We start from the raw sequence: 20,488 nt of genomic DNA on the forward strand, positions 1-20,488 counted from the left end.
CACATCAAATAAATAAACTTTTTTCAAAATAATTCCATCTGCGCAAATACACTGCGCAGTGCCCCTGTTTCTTTGTATCAACATTAAGAAAATAAAGGAGGTAAATGATGAAATTCAACCTGTTAAGCAAATTAAAAACCCAGACCGTTAACTACGCAGGCGCTAAGGCGTTTACCCTGTCACCAGAAATGGAACTGTACACCGCCGTGGTTACCTGGAGCTTAAACGACTCTTTTTATGAAAAAGATGAGGTGCGTTTAGCGCGCTTGCAAAAACTAATTACCGCGTGCGACCCTTTGTTTGTGGGTAAACTGGCTGTATATGCCCGCACCAAAATGTATATGCGTTCGGTACCGCTGGTGCTGGTTGCCGAATTGGCTAAGCTGCACTCGGGCGACGATTTGGTCGCCCGGGTTACCGATGGCGTAATAGGCCGTGCCGATGAGATCACTGAATTGCTGGCTTGCTACGAATTACTGAACAAGCGTAAAGGCACTAAAAAGCTGAACCGCCTGAGCAAGCAATTGCAAAAAGGTTTGAGCACGGCGTTCAACCGTTTTGACGAGTACCAGTTTGGTAAATACAACCGCGACGGCGCTATCAAACTGCGCGATGCCTTGTTTTTGGTTCACCCTAAAGCAAAGGACGAATTGCAGCAGGTACTATTCAACAAAATAGTGAACGGAGACCTGCAAACTCCTTACACCTGGGAAACGGAGCTATCAGCATTAGGTCAGCTGAATTTTGACAGCGACGAGGCCAAGGCCGAAGCGTTCCGCGCTAAGTGGGAAGAACTGATAGACAGCGGCAAGCTGGGCTACATGGCCCTGCTGCGTAACCTGCGCAACATACAGGAGGCTGGCGTAAGCTATACGCACTTTGAAAAAGTGTGCGCCCGTTTAGCCAATGCGGATAAGGTTGCTAAGGCAAAACAGTTCCCGTTCCGTTATTTGGCGGCATATAGGGAGTTGATAAACCCGGTTACCACAGTGCCCGCGCAGAGCGTAGTTAAAAAGCTGACCGCTTTAATGCAGGGCCAAAACAAAGGTTACACCGGCCAGTTGCTGGATGCTTTGGAAAAAGCCGTACAGACAAGCGCCGCCAACATAAAAGGGTTTGACGGTGAAACCCGTGTGCTGTTAGCGTGCGACGTTTCGGGATCGATGCAGGTACCGGTATCGGCCAAAAGCAAGATACTGTTGTACGATGTGGGTTTAATGCTGGCCATGCTGCTGCAAAGTCGTTGTAAAAACGTGGAGGTAGGTATGTTTGGTGATAAGTGGAAAACCATAGCTGTACCACGTAATAACATCTTAGGTAACGTACAGGAGTTTTATCGCCGCGAGGGCGAGGTGGGTTACGCCACCAATGGCTACCTGGTTATCAAGGATATATTACAGCGCAAGGTGCAGATGGACAAGATAATGTTATTTACCGACTGCCAGCTATGGAACAGCCATACCAATAGCGCACTGGACATACAAACCCTGTGGTTGCGCTACAAGGCGGAGGTAACGCCAAATGCAAAACTCTACCTGTTTGACCTGAAAGGATACGGACAAACGCCATTGCAGGTATTGCGCAATGATGTTTACCTGGTAGCCGGCTGGAGCGACAAAGTTTTTGAGGTGTTAGCTGCTTTGGAAAACGGAGGCTCGGCTCTGGATGCTATTAACAACATAGAATTGTAAAACAAGTATGGGGAAGCTAACGCCCCATACTTTTAAAAGAAATTAAAAAACAAGGATGCCGTAGACATGGGTTACTTCGGTCACTGGTTAGGGGGAAATGGCATTGTAATAAATTTACAATGTGGGTTCGAATCCCAAAGCAATTTCCTCACTCCTGTGTCGCCCGTTGCTCCTTGTAAGAAAATTAAAAAGGTGTTGTAAATAAGTGTTACTTCGATTTCCAAAACTGAGGCCGCCGGTTCGAGTCCGGCCCTTGAAAAAGGTAGCTCAGACGGTTAGAGCGCAGCGAAAAAACACACTTATTACCTGTTACCCTTTTTATAAAAGAAATTAAAAACATAAGGATGCCGTAGAAACGGGTTACTTCGCTCATGAAGGGGGTGGGCAGTGTGGCGCAAGTTATGCTGGAGGTTCGAGTCCTCACAAGCGAGCCCCCGGCCCGCGTTCGCCTATTGCTCCTTATAAAAATAAAAGAAGGTGTCGTAAATAAGTCTTACTTCGATTGGACGCTGGGGTTGGCGGTTCGAACTATCTCTTGAGCGGGAACGCGTAGAAATAGGGCGTGCGAAAAATCCGTCCCCGTAAGGGTAGCTCAACTGGATAGAGCACAGTGCAGATTGGCTTATTGCTTTTTACCCTTCTTTTTAAAGAAATTGAAAATATTAAGGTGCCGTAAATAAGTGTTACTTCGGTTAGAACATCCGCCAAAAGCGGAAGGACGTTGGTTCAAATCCAGCCAGTGATTAATTTCACAAGTAGTTCAGTAAAAACACACTTGTTGCTTTTAGCCCTTTTTAAACATAATGAAAGATGCCGTAGTCGGGTGATACTTCGCTGGTGAAACCGCGTAAGCGGTAGGGTTCGACTCCCATAATACACCTGCCGGTTGTTGCTCTTTCATTGTTTAAATAAAAAAATCAATTTAATGTCCGAATTAAAATAAGAAATCCTGTAAGTAGCTAACTTACAGGATTTTATTTATTTTAAATGTAGCCGTTGGGGAATCGAACACGATGAAAAACCTATTGACTTACAATACTTTATATGGTTTTCGATATATTATGCACCGACTTACTAACCACTTTTTTGATGCAGATTTAATACAAATCTTACACTTCAAAAATACGAAATTTCGTATATCTTGCAGACTAATGAAACAGGAAAGTTTAGAATTGGTTATTCTTTTTAAAGAAGATAGCTTGCACTCAAAAAACTTACTCGAATACTTTGACAAAGAAGTTAACGATGTATTTGACATTAAATTCGATGAGATCTCGTATTCTTTAAAAGTTAAAAGTGCCATGCGCGGCAAAACTCTGAAATATAAAGAGGCTAATATTGTCAAATTCATTTCTGAGTTGCCCAATAATTTTAATGGTGGTGGATTTGAGCTCTTAAGTTATTTGCCGAATTTTAAATACAAATCAGTAGATGTAAGATTATCCGTTTCCTATAGTCCAAATTTGTATGATAGGCGTAGTTTTATTACGATTACCCTGAACAAGGATTTTTTTTATGCTTGCATCAATAATAATAAGTTAATTGCCTTTTATGTTCGAGTGATAGCTTTCTTGAAATCATTAGATAAAAAAATAACATACGGGTTTATATTTTGTATGGCAAATGAGAAATTCCCAGCCTTCTTTGCAGTAGGCACAGGCAATTATAATTTGACCAAAGAGGAACAATCAGAGCTGCAAATTTGGGCGGAACGAATGTCGGAATCCGATGGCAAGATTTGGAGAGTATTTTGGGGAAACTTAATTACAACTAAACACTTAACCGCTGGTGCTTCAATTGCCAAGATAAAGGAAATTGTCGGAAATGAGAACCTTTATCAGATCGATGACCGTACTAGTTTTTTTAATCTCCCTGATAATAATATAGCATACGGTTATGAGAAGAAAAAAATCAAAGGAAAATTACGGAATTTAGTAAACTCATTAACTTAAATGATATTCGCAGATTTGGCTAATCAGCTGGTGTTAAAATAAAAATAAGTTAAGAGGTTGGCAAGCGGCAAACTAAAGTTTATTTAACATAACTATTCGATTAAATAATTATCTAAATATTGATTTTGGCGATAAGTTTTAGTAAACAATACTTGAAGGTTTTTCTGTTTTGAAGAATATTATCTGAATTCCTTGTTTACTGGAGATTCCGGGAGGCTTGACCATGCAATTCCGTAGGCTTTAGAGCACCGATTTGTGTACTCGGTTCTTCCAAGTCATTTGTTTCAGTCAATAAATTAGCCTGGTCAAAGTGTTGCAGAATCGATTTTTTACATTCTCGGAATGAGGTGGTCAATGGCCTCGGAATTTCCATTTTTGATTCTTTCCTGTGAACTGATTCTGCAAACTTTCAGTTGTTACTTGCTGGTTCGTATCAATTAATACCTGATGCGCATTCCGAAGTTTGGTTTGCAGACTATCAAGATAGTTGTTAATTGACTTGATTTGTTCTTTGGTTCCTATTGCACGTCCTGCGTGTTTGTTCCATTTAGCCGGATCACAATCGCGTCCTACGGATATATCCGCGCGTTTACCACTAACTGTGATGCGCATGTAGATGGGCATTGCACCCCCTTTGTAGTTTTTTTTGTTTTCTGATGTAGAAAAGCAGATGGAAATTACTCATAATTACAAGCTTAAAAGTTAAACAAAAGTAAGTTTGTAGCCTGCTTTTATCAAGATGTTCACTCGCTGAACATGTTGATAATCAATTTGTTATAAGCAATTCGGTGCGTGGTTATTTTCCATTTGGTTACGCACCGAATTACGCTCATTTTGTTGCGTTTTGGTGCATAATATGGTGTTTTGATGCTAACAAAAAACCCTGCAATCTTTTGATTTGCAGGGTTTTAGCACCTTTTGGTATTGTTTTAGTAGCCCGTAGGGGAATCGAACCCCTGTTTCTAGAATGAAAATCTAACGTCCTAACCCCTAGACGAACGGGCCATTTTTTCAGGGACAAGTTCAAATTTTGTTGTTTTAAGTTGCCTTTAAACCCTTTGTTTAAACTTTGTTCCCCTTATTTTGGGATTGCAAAGATATACGTTTCCACATAAATTAAAAATAAACTTTTAAAAAAAATTATTTGTGCCCGCTTTTGGTAGTTTATCTGCTTACCCCTTAGCCTAAATATTACCTCTGCCAAACAAAAAATGCGTTGGTTTATTTATTAAATGCAACCTATATCGATACCTTTATATAAACCCATGCCTGATATGAAAGCGATTTGGAATAACCGTATAATTGCCGAAAGCAACGATACCATTGTAGTTGAACATAATCATTACTTCCCTAAGCAAAGTGTAAAGGCGGAGTTTTTAAAACCATCTGCTACGCATACCACCTGCCCATGGAAAGGTTTAGCATCTTACTATTCACTTAATGTTGATGGCAAACAAAATCCGGATGCTGCATGGTATTATCCCGCGCCAAAACCCGCGGCCGAAAACATTACCAATTATATCGCTTTCTGGAAAGGTGTACAAATAACTGAATAATATGAAGCAATACGACGCGATAGTTATCGGATCAGGGCAGGCAGGCTCACCTCTTGCCAAAAAGCTGGCCAACGCGGGCAAAAAAACCTTGCTGGTCGAAAAACGATTTATCGGCGGCACATGCGTTAACGATGGCTGCACGCCAACAAAAACCATGGTAGCCAGTGCACGGCTCGCCTATCTGGGCCAACGCTGTAATGATATGGGTGTTAAAATTAAAGGCTATACGGTTAATATGCCGCAGGTTAAAAAGCATAAGGATGGTATTGTGCTTAAATCCCGCAATGGCGGACAGGAAGCTATCGAAAAAACAAAGAACCTGGATCTTATATTTGGCGAGGCAGTATTTATTGATAACAAAACAATAGATGTAAACCCAAAAAAAGGTAAAAACATGCAGTTTAAAGCTGATCTTATTTTCATTAACACGGGTTGCAAACCCTATATCCCGGATAATATTGAAGGACTGGATGGCATTGAATACCTTACCTCTACATCTATTATGGAATTAGATAAAGCGCCCGAGCATCTGCTTGTTATTGGTGGTAATTACATAGGGTTAGAGTTTGGGCAGATGTTTGCCCGCTTTGGTAGTAAGATTACCATCCTGGAAAGATCGGGCCATATCCTTCCCCGCGAGGATAATGACATTGCTTTAGAAGTTACCCGCATACTTGAGCAGGAGAAGATCAAAATACATACAGGCGCCAGTCTTTCCAAAGTAAAACAAAAAGTTGGTGGAAAAATAACCGCATATTTCACCGTAGGTGATCAGGAAAAAAAGATCAAGTGCTCACATATATTATTAGCAGTTGGGCGTACACCGCAAACAGTATCGCTCGGATTAGATAAAACAGGAGTTGCTACCGACGATAAAGGGTACATAAAGGTCAACAATAAACTGGAAACCAATGTAAAGGGGATATACGCTTTAGGTGATGTAAAGGGCGGCCCTGCATTTACCCATATATCCTATAACGATTATACGATAGTTTACCGCAACCTAATAGAAAAGAAAAACCTGAGTATTAAGGACAGACCCGTTCCTTACTGTATGTTTACCGATCCGGAATTGGGACGTATAGGAATTACAGAAACCGAAGCTAAAAAACAGGGGTTAAATATAAAAGTGGCTAAATTGCCTATGGCGCATGTGGCCAGGGCAATTGAAACCGGCGATACCCGTGGTGTAATGAAAGCGGTGGTTGATGCAGACACTAAACAAATATTAGGCGTTGCCATAGTGGGGAGCGAGGGCGGCGAGATCATGTCGGTATTGCAAATGGCCATGATGGGAAAGATAACTTATGAGCAGATCCGCTATTGCGTGTTCGCGCATCCAACTTTTTCCGAATCGTTAAATAACCTTTTTATGGCTATTGAGGATTAACACTGATTTATGATCAAAGCTGAGCACCTGATAAAAACATTCGGCCAAACCACAGCGGTGAACAATATTTCGTTTGAAGTGAACGAGGGCGAAAACTTGGTGCTTTTAGGTACAAGCGGTTGCGGCAAAACAACTACGCTTAAAATGCTTAACCGCTTAATTGAACCCGACAGCGGCACCATTACCATTAACGGCAATAACATTAATGCACAATTGCCTGAGGATTTAAGACGGGGGATTGGCTATGTATTGCAAAATAACGGCCTTTTTCCGCATTATACCGTAGAGGAGAATATTTCTGTAGTGCCTAATTTATTAAAGTGGGATAAAAAGCGGACCCGGGAAAGGGTAATCGAGCTTTTAAAAAAGCTACACCTGTCTGATAACTATTTAACCGCTTATCCTAATGAATTAAGCGGCGGTCAGCAACAGCGCATAGGTCTCGCGAGGGCCTTGGTTGCTAACCCCCCGGTTTTGCTGATGGACGAACCTTTCGGCGCGCTGGATAACGTTACCCGTTCAAAAATACACCAGGAGTTTAAGGCTTTAGATGAACTGAAACGCAAAACCATCATCATGGTTACACATGATGTGCAGGAGGCTTTTGAGCTGGGCGACAGGATAGCACTGATGGACAAAGGAAAGATCGTCCAGATGGGCACACCCTCCGATCTGCTGTTTAACCCCATCAACGGTTTTGTAAGCAACTTCCTGCAGGATCAGCGTCTGCAACTGGAGTTTAGGGCTATCAGATTAACCGATCTATGGGAGCATCTGCCCGGTGGTGGTAAAACAACAAGCAAGTCATCATTACCTGCCGAAACCGATGTTTGGACAACTTTAGAAGGTTTCAAGTTTCATAACGGCGAAAGTATGTCTGTTCTTCATCAGCAAAAAAACGAGCTTAAAACCATTACGTTTGGCCAGCTAATGGCTGCTTTCTCTGAACATAAAACGCAGCAGCCGCATGAATGAGCATCAACAAACTTTATTTGAATTTATGCGCCAACAGTCGGATAAACTGGCGGTACAAACCCTGCAGCATATCGGATTAACTTTTATTTCGCTGTTTATAGCGGTGTTAATAGGCCTGCCACTGGGCATTTACATCACCCGCAAAAAACAGATCTCGGGCTTTGTATTAGGAGTAGCGGGCGTTTTACAAACCATCCCCAGTATTGCCTTGCTTGGTTTTATGATCCCCGTATTAGGTATCGGAGCAAAACCTGCGATAGTTGCATTGCTGTTATATGCGTTGTTACCAATCATCCGCAATACATTTACAGGCATAACAGGTGTGGATGAATCCGTAAAGGAGGCTGCTTTTGCCATGGGCATGAGCAGGTGGCAGGTGCTTTTCAAGGTAGAGCTTCCGTTAGCCATGCCGGTAATACTGGCCGGTATACGCACCGCTACGGTTATTAATGTAGGTGTAGCCACCCTCGCATCATACATAGCTGCAGGTGGTTTAGGTGAGTTTATTTTTGGCGGCATATCGCTTAATAACACTAACATGATACTGGCAGGTGCTATTCCGGCAGCGTTGCTGGCTATTATCTTCGATTTTCTGCTGTCACGGGTGCAAAGGTTGAACTTTAAAAAGGTAAGAAAGGTGGTTATAGCGGCACCTGTCATCATTATATTACTTTCCACCCTGTACTTTATCCCTTCGGCTTATGGCAGCAAGCTCACCGCTGGTTTTACACCTGAGTTTATGGGCAGGCAGGATGGCAACCTCGGCTTGCAAAGTAAATATGGCTTAAAGATACATACCATAGTTATTAACGATGCGGTAATGTATAAGGCTGCCCAGGAAAAGCAACTGGATGTAATAAGCGGTTACTCTACCGACGGTCGCCTTAAGGCCTTTGATCTGGTGGTGCTAAATGATGATAAAAAAATATTCCCGCCTTACTACGCCGCTCCTATTGTACGGGAAGATGCCCTTAAAAAATTCCCGCTTTTAGAAAAAACCCTTAACTTGCTTGCAGGAACCATTACCGATAGCGTAATGACCGCCCTTAATTATAAAATAGATTACCTGCATCAAACTCCAGAACGGGTAGCAAAGGATTTTTTAACGGAAAACAACTTATGGAAGCCTGCAAAAAACGGGCACGATGGCACAGTGCGTATCGGCTCAAAAATATTTGGCGAACAATATATACTGGCAAGTATGTATATGATGCTGATAAAGGGCTATACCAATTATGATGTAGCCACTAAAACAGGCCTGGGGGGTACAAAAATATGTTTCGATGCTTTAACAAATAATCAGATAGACCTTTACCCCGAATACACGGGCACCGGATTGTTAGCCATATTGCAACCATCCGCAGCAACTATAAACACCCTGCATGGCGATAAGGACAGCACTTATAATTATGTTAAAAACGAGTTTAAAAAAAGATATGATATAAAATGGCTGCAGCCTATTGGCTTTAATAATGCTTATGCATTAATGATGCGACAGCAGCAAGCAAAAAAATTAAATATTAAAACAATTTCAGACCTGAAACGCTATTTGGAAAGCAAATAACACCTATGGATATAGCTGAACGATATAAAAAAGTACGGCAACGTACCGAACAGATATGTGCCCCGCTGCAAACTGAAGATTATGTGGTACAACCAGTAGTAGATGTAAGTCCGCCTAAGTGGCACATTGGCCATACCACCTGGTTTTTTGAAACCTTTATACTTAAACCATATTTTACAGCTTACCAGGAATACAATCCTGATTACAATTATGTTTTTAACAGCTATTACGAAACCGTAGGTAACCGCGTTATCCGTACAGATCGTGGCAATTTAAGTCGCCCAACGGTAATTGAAATAAAACAGTACCGCAAATATGTGGACGATGCAATGGAAAACTTCCTTTGCAGGGAAATAAGTGATAATATTAAAGAACTGATGGTACTTGGGTTTAACCACGAAGAGCAGCACCAGGAATTATTACTTACTGATATAAAATATATTTTAGGTCATAACCCTTTATTCCCGGCTTATTCAACAGATTACATTTCACTAAAAGTTGAATCATCGGCAAGCGAATTTATTAAACAGCCGGAAGGCGTTTACGAAGTAGGTTTTAATGGCGAAGGCTTTTGTTTTGATAATGAACTTAACCGTCACAAAGTTTACCTGAATGCTTTTGAGATCAGCCCGAACCTGGTAACCAATCAGGAATATCTTGAATTTATTAATAGCGGCGCTTATCACGATTTCCGCCACTGGCACGCTGCCGGATGGGATTGGGTAAACACCAACAAAATAGAATCGCCATTATACTGGCACCTGATAGATGGTGAGTGGCACAATTACACCTTTAATGGCTTACAGCAGCTTCATTTAAAGGATCCGGTTTGTCATATCAGCTACTACGAAGCATACGCCTACGCCTCATGGAAAGGGCTGCGCCTGCCAACTGAGTATGAATGGGAGGTTACCGCCAATCAATTTAACTGGGGTAAAAGTTGGGAGTGGACCGAAAGCGCGTATCTGCCATACCCAGGTTTTACAAAAGCCCCAGGCGCCATTGGCGAATATAACGGCAAATTTATGGTAGGGCAAAAGGTACTGCGGGGTGCGTCAGAAGCTACGTCGCCGGGCCATAGCCGCATTACCTACCGCAATTTTTTTCAACCAGAATTACGCTGGCAATTCACCGGCATACGTCTTGCAAAATAACAGCAGCAACATCATCTTATGGAAAACAATAACACCCAAACCATAACCAGCGTATCCGGCGATAAGCTTAATACTGATGATCTTTTTTATAAAGATGTAGTAAAAGGCCTGACGGCAACCCCGAAGCGGCTGGAATCAAAATATTTTTATGATGCTAACGGCGACAAGCTGTTTCAGGATTTGATGAACTGTGACGAATATTATCCTACCAATTGCGAAATGGATATATTCACTACGCAGACCGGTGCATTGGCCAAGGCCATTATGGGTGATGGCGACGCATTTGACCTGATAGAATTAGGCGCGGGCGATGCCACCAAATCATCGCACCTGTTAAAACACCTGATAGATAAAAAAGCTAATTTCACCTACCTGCCTATTGATATTTCCGAAAATGTGATCTCCTATCTTAACATTACCCTGCCCGTAACTTTACCGGGCATTAGTATACAGGGGTTAAACGGAGAATATTTTAATATGCTTAAAAAAGCGGCATCCATATCCGACAAGCGTAAGGTAGTAATGTTTTTAGGATCCAATATCGGCAATATGCCTGTTGAGATAGCCGAAGGCTTTTGCAGGGAATTGCGCAGCCATTTATCTGCAGGGGATATGGCTTTAATTGGGGTGGATCTTAAAAAGAACCCCAAAACGGTTTTGGCAGCTTATAACGATAAAGGTGGAATCACCAAAAAATTCAATCTTAACCTGCTTGAACGCATTAACCGTGAATTAAATGCTGATTTTGATATTGACCAATTTGATCATTACGCCACATACGACCCGGAGAGCGGAGCATGTAAAAGTTATTTAATAAGTCTTATAGATCAGCATGTTAAGCTAAATGGTAAAGAGAATATTCATTTTAAAAAAGATGAATACATTTATATGGAGATATCTCAAAAATACACGGTGGAACAGGTTACACAAATGGCTTCGGCAACAGGTTTTAAACACCTTACCCATTTTTTTGACAGCAAAAAGTGGTTTATTGATGCTATTTGGGTTGCAGCCTGATCCGATGCGTAAACAGGCCGGTTGGTAATTTTAAAATAAAACCTATATTTATTTAAAATTATCACTTACAAAATGTCACCTACAGCTATTATCACACTTATAATCTTTTTTATAGCTCTTGTTATATTATTTTCTTCATTCGTAACTGTAAGGCAGGGTACTATTGCGGTGATCACCACATTTGGCAAGTATCGTCGTATCCTTACGCCGGGCCTTAATCTTAAACTGCCATTTATAGAAAATATTTACTCGCAGATATCTATCCAGAACCGATCAGTCGAGCTGGAATTTCAGGCGGTGACCTATGATCAGGCCAATGTTTATTTTAAAGCCATGTTGCTGTTCTCAGTACTGGACCAACGCGAGGAAACCATTAAAAACGTAGCGTTTAAATTTGTTGACGAGCGTAACCTGATGCAGGCATTGATCCGTACCGTAGAGGGGTCTATCCGTGCATTTGTGGCCACCAAACGCCAAACAGAGGTACTGGTATTAAGGCGCGATATTGTAGAACACGTAAAAGAACAACTGGATACCATTTTAGAGAACTGGGGGTATCATTTACAGGATCTGCAACTGAACGACATCACCTTTGATGATGTGATCATGAAATCCATGAGCCAGGTGGTAGCATCAAACAATCTTAAGGCCGCAGCCGAAAACGAAGGGCAGGCCCTTTTAATCACCAAGACAAAAGCTGCAGAGGCCGAAGGGAATGCCATCAAGATTTCTGCCGAGGCAGAGCGGCAGGCGGCTCAGTTACGAGGGCAGGGTATCGCTTTATTCCGGGAGGAAGTAGCCAAAGGTATGACCATGGCCGCTAAGGAAATGCAAACCGCCAATATGGACACTTCCGTCATCCTCTTTACCATGTGGACGGAATCCATTAAACATTTCGCGGAGAACTCAAAAGGCAATGTTATTTTCCTTGATGGTTCTACCGAGGGCATGAACCGCACCATGAAAGAAATGATGAGTTTAAACCTTTTACATACCGATCAAGTCAAAAAGTAAATTCAGTTTTACTAAAAGGCTTATAATGTTTAAACTATTAAGGGCGGGTTTCACAATCGCTTTACTATTTATTACTTCTGTTTTATTTGCCCAGCCCTACCGGCAATTAACCGTTAATGATTTTTTGGGCTCCCCTAAAATAAATAACCGCGGCGTAGTAGGTTACACTAACTGCACCATTGATTTTAGTTTTCAGGCATCGCACCGTGGAAATGATTATTTGGTACATTTTAACGTAAGGCTAAACATGAATGCCGACCGATCCTGGTTGGACCGTTCACGCATTACCTCTCCGGAGTTATTGGCCGAAGTGTTGAAACATGAACAGGGCCATTACAATATCGCCTACCTGGAGCAGCAGGAGGTTATCCGAAAAATGGCACAAACCCGCTTTACTGCAAATTATAAAAACGAGGCAATGGCTATATTTAACCGCATAGATGCCAAGTATAAGCAATTAAATATTGACTATGATGAAGATACCGAGCATATGGGCAATCGCCAGCAACAACACAGTTGGGATATTTATTTTACTAAGCGCTTAGATACCATGCCAGCTTCAAATGCCAGTTTATAGGGTTATGACAAAATCAATTTGTATCTGCCATTTATTGCTGTATTTTTGAGACCGTATGCCGGCCGGTAAAAAATTATACTTTGCTTCAGATTTTCATTTAGGTGCCAGGAGCTATAAATCCTCTCGTCAGCGCGAAGAGCGTATTATCAGATGGCTTGATGCTATTAAAGTTGATGCATCTGAAATATTCCTGTTGGGAGATGTTTTTGATTTTTGGTTTGAATATAAAACAGTTGTACCAAAAGGATATATACGCTTTTTAGGCAAACTGGCAGAATTAACCGACTCCGGTATAAAACTTTACCTGTTTAAAGGCAATCACGATATGTGGATGTTCGATTACTTTGTAACCGAGCTAAATGCAAGCATTATAAGTGATGAACTGGTTATTGAGCGCAGTGGTAAAATATTTTATTTACATCATGGCGATGGTCTCGGGCCGGGAGATAAAAAATATAAATTTCTCAAAAAAATATTCCGTTCACCTTTGTGTCAGTGGTTATTTGGATTAATCCCTCCCGATCTAGGTATAGGAATTGCAAATAACTGGTCAAAAAAAAGCCGGACAAAAGGTGTAAGAACTCTGCCGGAAAGACGTTACGAACATGGGTGGTTAATTACGCATGCTAAGGAATTATTAAGATCCGCCCATTATGATTATTTCATTTTCGGTCACAAACACCTGCCTCTCGAAAAAGAAATCTCTCCTAATAGCAGGTATGTAAATTTGGGTGAATGGATTAATTACAACACCTACGCGGTATTTGATGGCACCAGTCTTGAGCTAAAATACTTCGAAAAACCGGAATAAGTGCCTTATCTGTGCTACATCTATTTACAATACGCTGAATATGTTATATGCTCAAAAATGCTTATTTTTGCATGCTTTTACAGTGCTGCAATTAATTGGCAATTAATTTTTATAGCAACCGGATAGTTAAATCTATTTAGCTGTATTTGCAATTCAAAATAAACAATGTTAGAGAAATTAGAATTAATATTTCAACGCTGGAAAGCAGTAGAAACCGAGCTAAGCAGCCCGGAAGCAATGGCTGATATGAAACGCTTTGCGCAGTTGAATAAAGAATATAAAGACCTGGCCAAGATTGTTGATCAGTATAATATATACCGCAACATCATGAGCAATATCGATACCAATAAAGAGATATTGGCTACCGAGAAAGATGAAGAGTTTCGTGAAATGGCCAAAGCTGAGCTTGATGAATTATTGGAACAGCAGGAGGAAATGGAAGAAGCCATACGCCTGATGCTGATACCAAAAGATCCGGAAGACTCTAAAAATGCCATTATCGAGATACGTGGCGGTACAGGAGGCGACGAAGCTGCTCTTTTTGCGGGTGACCTTTACCGCATGTATATGCGCTATTGCGAAAAACGCGGCTGGCGTACTGAACTGGTGGATTATACAGAGGGTACATCCGGCGGATACAAGGAAATTGTGTTCAACGTTAATGCCGAAGATGCTTACGGTAACTTTAAATATGAATCCGGTGTACACCGCGTACAGCGCGTACCTGATACCGAAACACAGGGCCGCGTACATACATCAGCAGCATCTGTAGTTGTACTGCCCGAGGTTGATGAATTTGATATCGACCTGCAGGTGAGCGATATCCGTAAGGATCTTTTCTGCGCCTCAGGGCCAGGTGGTCAGTCAGTAAATACTACCTACTCTGCCGTAAGGTTAACACACATACCAACGGGTATAGTTGCCCAATGTCAGGATCAGAAATCGCAGTTAAAAAACTATGATAAGGCATTACAGGTATTACGCTCAAGGGTATACGAAATGGAGTTGCAAAAACACCTGGAGGAAACCTCTAAAAAACGTAAGACAATGGTAGCCACGGGCGATAGGTCAGCAAAGGTACGTACCTATAATTATCCTCAGGGCCGCTTAACTGAACATCGCATAGGGTTAACAATTTACAACCTTACCGGTGTAATGAACGGCGATCTGCAGGAGATAATGGAAGCTCTTCAATTTGCCGAAAACGCCGAAAAACTGAAAGAAGGTACCGTAGTTTAAAGCATCCTTTTTCCCCTTTATGTAAATAATTCAAGCACTTTTTTAAAGTGCTTTTTTATTTACACAAAAGTTCATTTCATCTCATTTTCATACTCACATTTTACTTTAGCATCTGTAAGGTTGCACTTTCATGCATTCTTTCGTAATGTAAGGGTATAACATTTTAATTGCACATAATTTATTTACCTATGCTAACAGTAAAAAAATTAACCGGCACTATAAAGGCTCATCGTCGTGAGGTTACATTAATGGGGAACCGGTTTGAGATAAATGTATTAGGACATGATGAAAATTGGGCAAATACCCGAATTGATAGCGCCATTAACGAAATAAACCGCGTAGAGCAGTTATTAAGCCCTTTTAATGACAGCAGTATAATAAGCCTGATAAACCGCAATGCAGGCAAAAGGCCGGTAGTGGTAAATGCGGAGATTTTCGGGCTTATTAGCAGGGCTGTGCAAATCTCCGATCTGACACATGGCGGATTTGATATTACCTATAAGGCTGCAGGTAAAAAATTAAAAAGCAATACTGCGGTTACAAATAAAACGGCTGCAAACTTTACCAATTATAAAAATATTGTGCTTGATGCTACCGCCAATACCGTGTTTTTAAAAAACAAGGAAATACGCATTGGTTTTGGCGCTATTAGCCGGGGTTACGCTGCTGACAGGGCCAAATATATTTTACAAATGGAAGGTGTAAGCAGTGGTGTAATAAACGCAGGCGGGCAATTACTTAGCTGGGGCCTGCAGGAAAATAAAACTCCCTGGACAATTGCAGCTGCCGATCCTTCACAAACAGGACAGCCTTATGCCAATATCAACATCAGCAACATGGCAGTTGCCACCTCCTTTAATGCCGAACAACTTATAATTAATAATAACTCCACCATTGATATCAATCCTGACAATGGTTTTCCGGTAAGTAAAATAAACAGGGTAAGCATTATTACCACAGGTGCTGAGTTTGCAGATGCCATGGTTGCTCCAATAATAGCTATGGGCATTAACGCAGGCTTATATTTAATAAATAAACTAAACCAAATGGCATGCATCATTGTCGATGATCATTCCAGGGTGTACACCTCAAAAGATATTAATTTAATAGCCTGATCGGTTTTTTTTTGATGTTTGAATGATATATTTATCAATCAATTATAAACTTTAAACCAATTTCTCTTTAAATTATATTTATAAAGGGCCTGTTGGCACGTTGTTAATATAATAATATCCTTTTCTTCTGTATAAAAATGATAAAGTGGTTTTTGTATATTGTACTTTTAATGATATTCGTACCACGTTTATTAGCAGCTAAAAGTTCATCTTTTACAGGCAATACAAGGGATGACTTATCATTTTATATACCAGGTGCTACACAGCGCGATACCATTATTACTAAAACCGACAAACAACACTCCGCCGAGGATGAAAAGCAGGATAAAAAAGACGATAAGGATAAAAAGAAAATAAAAGAGGTGGCTAAGGCAAAAAAAATGCCTAAGCCCGAAAAGGTAGAAGATGCCGGTACGGCAGATTCAAAAGAAAAGCCTAAGAGGAAACGCAGACCAGAAGGGGTTGAACGGCCGCCCGAAATACCAAGAAGAAACAATAATTAATATTAAGTTTACAACATTTTATTAATGAGATACTTTGGTTTATTGTTTTTTATACTAAGCAGCAATGTTGTAAATGCAAAAGCGCTTAAACCCGGGCTTTATGCCTTAAGGAATACTATTGCCGCAGCCGATACTGATAGTGTTATACGCAAAAACTCCATATCGGCAGGTGTGAGTTACGGCACCGATGCCCTATTCTTTGGGCGTACCGGCCCTATTAAATACCCCTTTACTACTGCCGATCTGATACTAAATTATAAATCAGGGTTTTTTATTTATGGCTCTGTATTAAAGGTTTTAGGCTATAAGCCAGTAATTGACGAACTCGACCTTGGAGGTGGATACTACTACCGGCTTTCCTCAAAATTCAAAGGAACACTAAGTTATACCCGTTTCTTTTTCAACCGTGAGTCGGCCATCATTAAATCGTCTTCCTCAAACGATATCAATTTTAAAAATTCATACGACTGGAAATATTTTAAAACAAGCCTTACGGGCGATTACCTTTTCGGCAAATCATACGATGTTTTTACAACCCTAAGTGTTTCAAAATACATGGAAAGTGTTTTCAGCATTTTTAATGATCAAGATTTTCTTTCTATCAACCCATCTGTTAATATGATCATCGGTACTCAAAATTTTGTTCAGCGATATTCCGTTGATCATGAATACCGTTTAAAGTATGATGATATATACCTGCATAATGACCCCAATGAAACCGAATTGGATAACGCACGTTTCAGGGTTCTCAACTATAGTTTTAAACTCCCGTTAGCTTATAACACACCACATTATACACTCGAGGCATCATACCGGTATTCTATCCCGGTAAATGTGGAAGGTGCATTAAAAAACCGGCGCGAGTCGTTTTTTAATCTTACATTTTATTACGTTTTATATTAGCATTCATGAATGTTTTAATAATTGAGGATGAAAAGGCGCTTGCATCTGAACTAGAGTTATTTTTTACTAAAAATAATTACCTATGCGAAGTTTGCTTTAACGGAAGCGATGCATCCGAAAAGATTGCCGTAAACCTTTATGATTTTATATTAATAGATCTGGGACTGCCCGATTATGAGGGCCTTGATCTGCTAAAGGAAGCGCGCAAAAGTAATCCCGAAGCTGCGTGTATCATATTAACCGCACGCGCCGAAGTGTATGACCGTATTACCGGACTTGATATGGGGGCTGATGATTACCTTGCCAAGCCCTTTTCGCTTTTAGAACTTCAAAGCCGCATGCAGGCCATCACCCGCAGAAAGTTTGGCCTTGTTCAACAAGTGGTTGATCTGGATGGGTTTATGGTTAACTTAACCGACAGGACCATTACCTACCAACATGAAACGATAAACTCCATAACTAAAAAAGAATTCGATCTGCTGGCCTATTTAATTTTACATAAAAACCGCACCCTAACACGCGCACAGCTGAGCGAACATATTTGGGGCAGTGTGGTAAATGACGATTACGACTCTAACTTTATTGACGCGCACATCAAAAATATACGTAAAAAACTGAATGCATTTGCCCCTGCCGACTGGCTTGAAACCGTACGCGGCTTAGGATACCGTATAAAACTAAACACTTAAGTAATTTGAAATTAAAAACCAAGCTTACGCTGTTTAATACCATATCAAAGTTGGTTATAGTGATACTTTTTGTATTGCTGCTGCCGGCTATAATCCAAAACATCAACAAAAATTACACAGATAACCGGCTTGTAAAACAAAAGGATAAACTTTTACAAATAGTACACGAGCAGGGTATACAAACCTATATAGAAGACGGCCAAAGTTACGGCAGTTACCTGCCTCTTAAAGAGGAGTACATTAGTTTAGATGAAGTAGCGCCTGATTATTTTTTAGATACTATACAGGACGAAAAACGTTTAGTGGAAAAGGACACTATTGACTATCGTATACTTAGTCATACTTTTAAAGCCGGTAACAAAAACTATCTGCTTGAAATAGGCAAAAGTACCGAAACTATTGGTGAAACTACAGGACCGTTACAAAACATAGCCTTTAAAACTTTACTGGGCATGATACTGCTCACCATACTTGCCGATATTATTTACGCCAACTATATATTACGGCCACTCAGCCTTATCATAAAAACCAAATTGGTTGGCAACAAGTTCCCAAGTTTTACCACATACAAAGAAGTTAAAACCACCACTTCCGATTTCCAACACCTTGATATAAGTATACATCAAATGGTGGAGACCATTGAACGGGCCTTCCAAAAAGAACGTGAGTTCATCTCCAATGCCTCCCATGAACTCATGACACCTATTTCCATCCTGCAATCAAAGATCGAGAATATGTTTGAGCAGGAGGACATACAGGATGAAGTGAAGGTAAGGTTGCTGGAAATGCAAAAAATACTGAACCGTCTTAAAAGTATAACTAAAACCCTGTTGCTGATATCACAGATAGAGAACGACCAGTTTTTAAAAGAGGACGAAATACCATCCCACATGTTACTACAAGATGTTTATGATGAAATATCTGTACGCCTGCAGGAAAAGAACATCAGCTATTCAGTAAATATGCCGCAAAATGTGGTACTGATCAACGTGAATAAATTTTTATTATTCAACCTGTTCTTCAACCTGGTAAATAATGCTATAAAATATAATAAACCCGACGGTAACATTGCGATCGCCGGGCATATGCATCAACAAAAATTCACCATCAGCATAGCCGATACCGGGATAGGGATAAGTGAAGATGAGTTACCGTTTATATTTAACCGTTTCAAAAAATTGAAACGATCTTTATTACACGATAGTTTTGGCTTAGGATTGCCTATAGTTAGATCAATTGCTATTTTTCACAATATAGAAATAAAAGTTACCTCCCAAAAAGGCGAAGGCTCAGTTTTTAATTTAATCATACCAGCAAAGCTTATAAAAGAACTACCGACCTAAATGTGTACTAAATTAAAGTCAGTGCCGGTTATTTAATATTTGCACACATTTCTATCAACTGTATAATATTGCCTTAATATTAAAAAATTATTGTTCTGATAGATATAAATATGGTTAATATGATATAATTATTAATAATACATATTTATCCGCTTTGGCATCGGTTTTGCAAATCTCCTTGTAAAAACACATCAATTTATTAAAAAATGAAGACTCTAAAAATAAGAATAGCTACGTTCGGTATTGCTATAGCAATGGCAGGCGTTTTAGGCGCTGGTTGTAATTCACTTACTAAAACTCAAAAAGGTGCGGCTATAGGCGCCGGTGCCGGTGGTACTATTGGTGCCTTTATAGGTAAAGCAGCAGGTAATACTGCATTAGGCGCTATTATAGGTGGTGCCGTTGGTGGTACTGCAGGTGCTTTTATTGGTCGCAATATGGACAGGCAAGCTGCCGAAATTAAACAAACTGTACCGGGTGCTACTGTAATACGTGAAGGTGAAGGTATATTAGTTAAGTTTGATTCTGGTATTTTATTCGATACAGATAAGGCCGATCTTAAAGCCGCTGCCCGTACTAATCTCGAAAACCTTTCAACATCGTTAATAAATAACCCGCAAACCAATATTTTAATTGTGGGCCATACTGATAATACCGGTTCTGATGCACATAATATGGATCTTTCCATCCGCAGAGCCGAATCAGTAAAATCATATATAGCTGCAAATAATGTAGCGGCATCTCGTTTAACTGTACAAGGTAAAGGTGAAACTGAACCAATTGCAGATAACAGCACTGTTGAGGGCCGTGCGCAAAACCGTCGTGTAGAAATTGTTATTGTTGCTAATGAGCAAATGAAAGAACAAGCACGCCAGGCTGCTAACTAAGCATATAATACAGATCACTAATAGTTTTTAATAAGCCTCCTGCCCAGCAGGGGGCTTTATTTTTGCATCCTACTCCTGTAAACTTTCTGCATTACCTGTACAGCCTAT

At 40.5% G+C, this 20,488-nt stretch carries 19 protein-coding genes and 1 tRNA gene; 18 read left to right on the forward strand and 2 right to left on the reverse strand.

Translation table 11 applies throughout. The annotated features are described in order from the left end of the window. Window positions 1–104: 104 nt before the first annotated feature. Both I5M19_RS10470 and I5M19_RS10475 read left to right on the forward strand, forming a co-directional pair. Window positions 105–1,691, forward strand: coding sequence for a TROVE domain-containing protein (locus I5M19_RS10470; RefSeq protein WP_235985826.1), 1,587 nt, complete (start codon window positions 105–107; stop codon window positions 1,689–1,691). 1,151 nt (window positions 1,692–2,842) lie between these two features. Next, a complete protein-coding gene (locus I5M19_RS10475) occupies window positions 2,843–3,643 on the forward strand; it encodes a hypothetical protein (RefSeq protein WP_200066280.1) in 801 nt (266 codons plus the stop codon). A gap of 351 nt (window positions 3,644–3,994) precedes the next feature. On the opposite strand, the gene I5M19_RS10480 is transcribed toward I5M19_RS10475, so the two are convergent. Next, window positions 3,995–4,321, reverse strand: a complete 327-nt coding sequence (locus tag I5M19_RS10480; RefSeq protein ID WP_317193232.1) for an Arm DNA-binding domain-containing protein — start codon at window positions 4,319–4,321, stop codon at window positions 3,995–3,997. A gap of 255 nt (window positions 4,322–4,576) precedes the next feature. Next, window positions 4,577–4,648 (reverse strand) — tRNA-Glu (locus tag I5M19_RS10485). A 269-nt stretch (window positions 4,649–4,917) separates the two neighbouring features. On the opposite strand from I5M19_RS10485, the gene I5M19_RS10490 reads away from it, so the two are divergent. The 16 genes from I5M19_RS10490 to I5M19_RS10565 all read left to right on the forward strand — a co-directional run bounded on the left by I5M19_RS10490 (window position 4,918) and on the right by I5M19_RS10565 (window position 20,380). Beyond that, a complete protein-coding gene (locus I5M19_RS10490; RefSeq protein WP_200066282.1) occupies window positions 4,918–5,199 on the forward strand; it encodes a DUF427 domain-containing protein in 282 nt (93 codons plus the stop codon). Between the two features lies 1 nt (window position 5,200). Then, window positions 5,201–6,589: a mercuric reductase gene (locus tag I5M19_RS10495; RefSeq protein WP_200066283.1), complete on the forward strand. Its 1,389-nt coding sequence runs from the start codon at window positions 5,201–5,203 to the stop codon at window positions 6,587–6,589. A 9-nt stretch (window positions 6,590–6,598) separates the two neighbouring features. Continuing rightward, a complete protein-coding gene (locus I5M19_RS10500) occupies window positions 6,599–7,564 on the forward strand; it encodes an ABC transporter ATP-binding protein (RefSeq protein WP_200066284.1) in 966 nt (321 codons plus the stop codon). Beyond that, the gene (locus I5M19_RS10505; RefSeq protein WP_200066285.1) at window positions 7,557–9,128 is read left to right on the forward strand and encodes an ABC transporter permease/substrate-binding protein; all 1,572 of its coding nucleotides are present in this window, start codon (window positions 7,557–7,559) and stop codon (window positions 9,126–9,128) included. Before I5M19_RS10500 ends, I5M19_RS10505 begins: the two co-directional genes overlap by 8 nt. Window positions 9,129–9,133: 5 nt before the next feature. Further along, window positions 9,134–10,282: an ergothioneine biosynthesis protein EgtB gene (gene egtB / locus I5M19_RS10510; RefSeq protein WP_200066286.1), complete on the forward strand. Its 1,149-nt coding sequence runs from the start codon at window positions 9,134–9,136 to the stop codon at window positions 10,280–10,282. Between the two features lie 18 nt (window positions 10,283–10,300). Next, window positions 10,301–11,299 carry an L-histidine N(alpha)-methyltransferase gene (locus I5M19_RS10515; protein WP_200066287.1) on the forward strand — a complete coding sequence of 333 codons (999 nt, stop codon included), beginning with the start codon at window positions 10,301–10,303 and terminating at the stop codon, window positions 11,297–11,299. A 72-nt stretch (window positions 11,300–11,371) separates the two neighbouring features. Next, the gene (locus I5M19_RS10520; protein ID WP_200066288.1) at window positions 11,372–12,313 is read left to right on the forward strand and encodes an SPFH domain-containing protein; all 942 of its coding nucleotides are present in this window, start codon (window positions 11,372–11,374) and stop codon (window positions 12,311–12,313) included. 25 nt (window positions 12,314–12,338) lie between these two features. Beyond that, window positions 12,339–12,890 carry a DUF922 domain-containing protein gene (locus I5M19_RS10525; RefSeq protein WP_200066289.1) on the forward strand — a complete coding sequence of 184 codons (552 nt, stop codon included), beginning with the start codon at window positions 12,339–12,341 and terminating at the stop codon, window positions 12,888–12,890. Between the two features lie 55 nt (window positions 12,891–12,945). Then, entirely contained in the window at window positions 12,946–13,701 is a 756-nt protein-coding gene (locus tag I5M19_RS10530) for a UDP-2,3-diacylglucosamine diphosphatase (RefSeq protein ID WP_200066290.1), read from the forward strand. A gap of 165 nt (window positions 13,702–13,866) precedes the next feature. Next, window positions 13,867–14,940, forward strand: coding sequence for a peptide chain release factor 1 (prfA, locus tag I5M19_RS10535; protein ID WP_200066291.1), 1,074 nt, complete (start codon window positions 13,867–13,869; stop codon window positions 14,938–14,940). A 188-nt stretch (window positions 14,941–15,128) separates the two neighbouring features. Beyond that, window positions 15,129–16,055, forward strand: a complete 927-nt coding sequence (locus I5M19_RS10540; RefSeq protein ID WP_200066292.1) for an FAD:protein FMN transferase — start codon at window positions 15,129–15,131, stop codon at window positions 16,053–16,055. Window positions 16,056–16,192: 137 nt separating this feature from the next. Beyond that, window positions 16,193–16,558, forward strand: coding sequence for a hypothetical protein (locus I5M19_RS10545; protein ID WP_200066293.1), 366 nt, complete (start codon window positions 16,193–16,195; stop codon window positions 16,556–16,558). A gap of 24 nt (window positions 16,559–16,582) precedes the next feature. Next, window positions 16,583–17,461 carry a hypothetical protein gene (locus I5M19_RS10550; protein ID WP_200066294.1) on the forward strand — a complete coding sequence of 293 codons (879 nt, stop codon included), beginning with the start codon at window positions 16,583–16,585 and terminating at the stop codon, window positions 17,459–17,461. Window positions 17,462–17,466: 5 nt separating this feature from the next. Next, window positions 17,467–18,150, forward strand: coding sequence for a response regulator transcription factor (locus I5M19_RS10555; protein WP_200066295.1), 684 nt, complete (start codon window positions 17,467–17,469; stop codon window positions 18,148–18,150). Between the two features lie 5 nt (window positions 18,151–18,155). Further along, window positions 18,156–19,493 (forward strand): sensor histidine kinase, encoded by a 1,338-nt coding sequence (locus I5M19_RS10560; RefSeq protein ID WP_200066296.1) that lies wholly within the window; start codon window positions 18,156–18,158, stop codon window positions 19,491–19,493. Window positions 19,494–19,699: 206 nt separating this feature from the next. Then, window positions 19,700–20,380, forward strand: coding sequence for an OmpA family protein (locus I5M19_RS10565; protein ID WP_200066297.1), 681 nt, complete (start codon window positions 19,700–19,702; stop codon window positions 20,378–20,380). Window positions 20,381–20,488: the final 108 nt, after the last annotated feature.

Origin of the sequence: Mucilaginibacter segetis (assembly GCF_016522075.1) — a bacterium.
In the GTDB taxonomy this organism is placed as follows: Bacteria; Bacteroidota; Bacteroidia; order Sphingobacteriales; family Sphingobacteriaceae; genus Mucilaginibacter; species Mucilaginibacter segetis.

Bases quoted from the DNA above. Each gene is read 5' to 3' on its own strand.
- I5M19_RS10470 (WP_235985826.1), top strand. From the start codon at position 105: ATGATGAAATTCAACCTGTTAAGCAAATTAAAAACCCAGACCGTTAAC.
- I5M19_RS10475 (WP_200066280.1), top strand. From the start codon at position 2,843: ATGAAACAGGAAAGTTTAGAATTGGTTATTCTTTTTAAAGAAGATAGC.
- I5M19_RS10490 (WP_200066282.1), top strand. From the start codon at position 4,918: ATGAAAGCGATTTGGAATAACCGTATAATTGCCGAAAGCAACGATACC.
- I5M19_RS10495 (WP_200066283.1), top strand. From the start codon at position 5,201: ATGAAGCAATACGACGCGATAGTTATCGGATCAGGGCAGGCAGGCTCA.
- I5M19_RS10500 (WP_200066284.1), top strand. From the start codon at position 6,599: ATGATCAAAGCTGAGCACCTGATAAAAACATTCGGCCAAACCACAGCG.
- I5M19_RS10505 (WP_200066285.1), top strand. From the start codon at position 7,557: ATGAATGAGCATCAACAAACTTTATTTGAATTTATGCGCCAACAGTCG.
- egtB (WP_200066286.1), top strand. From the start codon at position 9,134: ATGGATATAGCTGAACGATATAAAAAAGTACGGCAACGTACCGAACAG.
- I5M19_RS10515 (WP_200066287.1), top strand. From the start codon at position 10,301: ATGGAAAACAATAACACCCAAACCATAACCAGCGTATCCGGCGATAAG.
- I5M19_RS10520 (WP_200066288.1), top strand. From the start codon at position 11,372: ATGTCACCTACAGCTATTATCACACTTATAATCTTTTTTATAGCTCTT.
- I5M19_RS10525 (WP_200066289.1), top strand. From the start codon at position 12,339: ATGTTTAAACTATTAAGGGCGGGTTTCACAATCGCTTTACTATTTATT.
- I5M19_RS10530 (WP_200066290.1), top strand. From the start codon at position 12,946: ATGCCGGCCGGTAAAAAATTATACTTTGCTTCAGATTTTCATTTAGGT.
- prfA (WP_200066291.1), top strand. From the start codon at position 13,867: ATGTTAGAGAAATTAGAATTAATATTTCAACGCTGGAAAGCAGTAGAA.
- I5M19_RS10540 (WP_200066292.1), top strand. From the start codon at position 15,129: ATGCTAACAGTAAAAAAATTAACCGGCACTATAAAGGCTCATCGTCGT.
- I5M19_RS10545 (WP_200066293.1), top strand. From the start codon at position 16,193: ATGATAAAGTGGTTTTTGTATATTGTACTTTTAATGATATTCGTACCA.
- I5M19_RS10550 (WP_200066294.1), top strand. From the start codon at position 16,583: ATGAGATACTTTGGTTTATTGTTTTTTATACTAAGCAGCAATGTTGTA.
- I5M19_RS10555 (WP_200066295.1), top strand. From the start codon at position 17,467: ATGAATGTTTTAATAATTGAGGATGAAAAGGCGCTTGCATCTGAACTA.
- I5M19_RS10565 (WP_200066297.1), top strand. From the start codon at position 19,700: ATGAAGACTCTAAAAATAAGAATAGCTACGTTCGGTATTGCTATAGCA.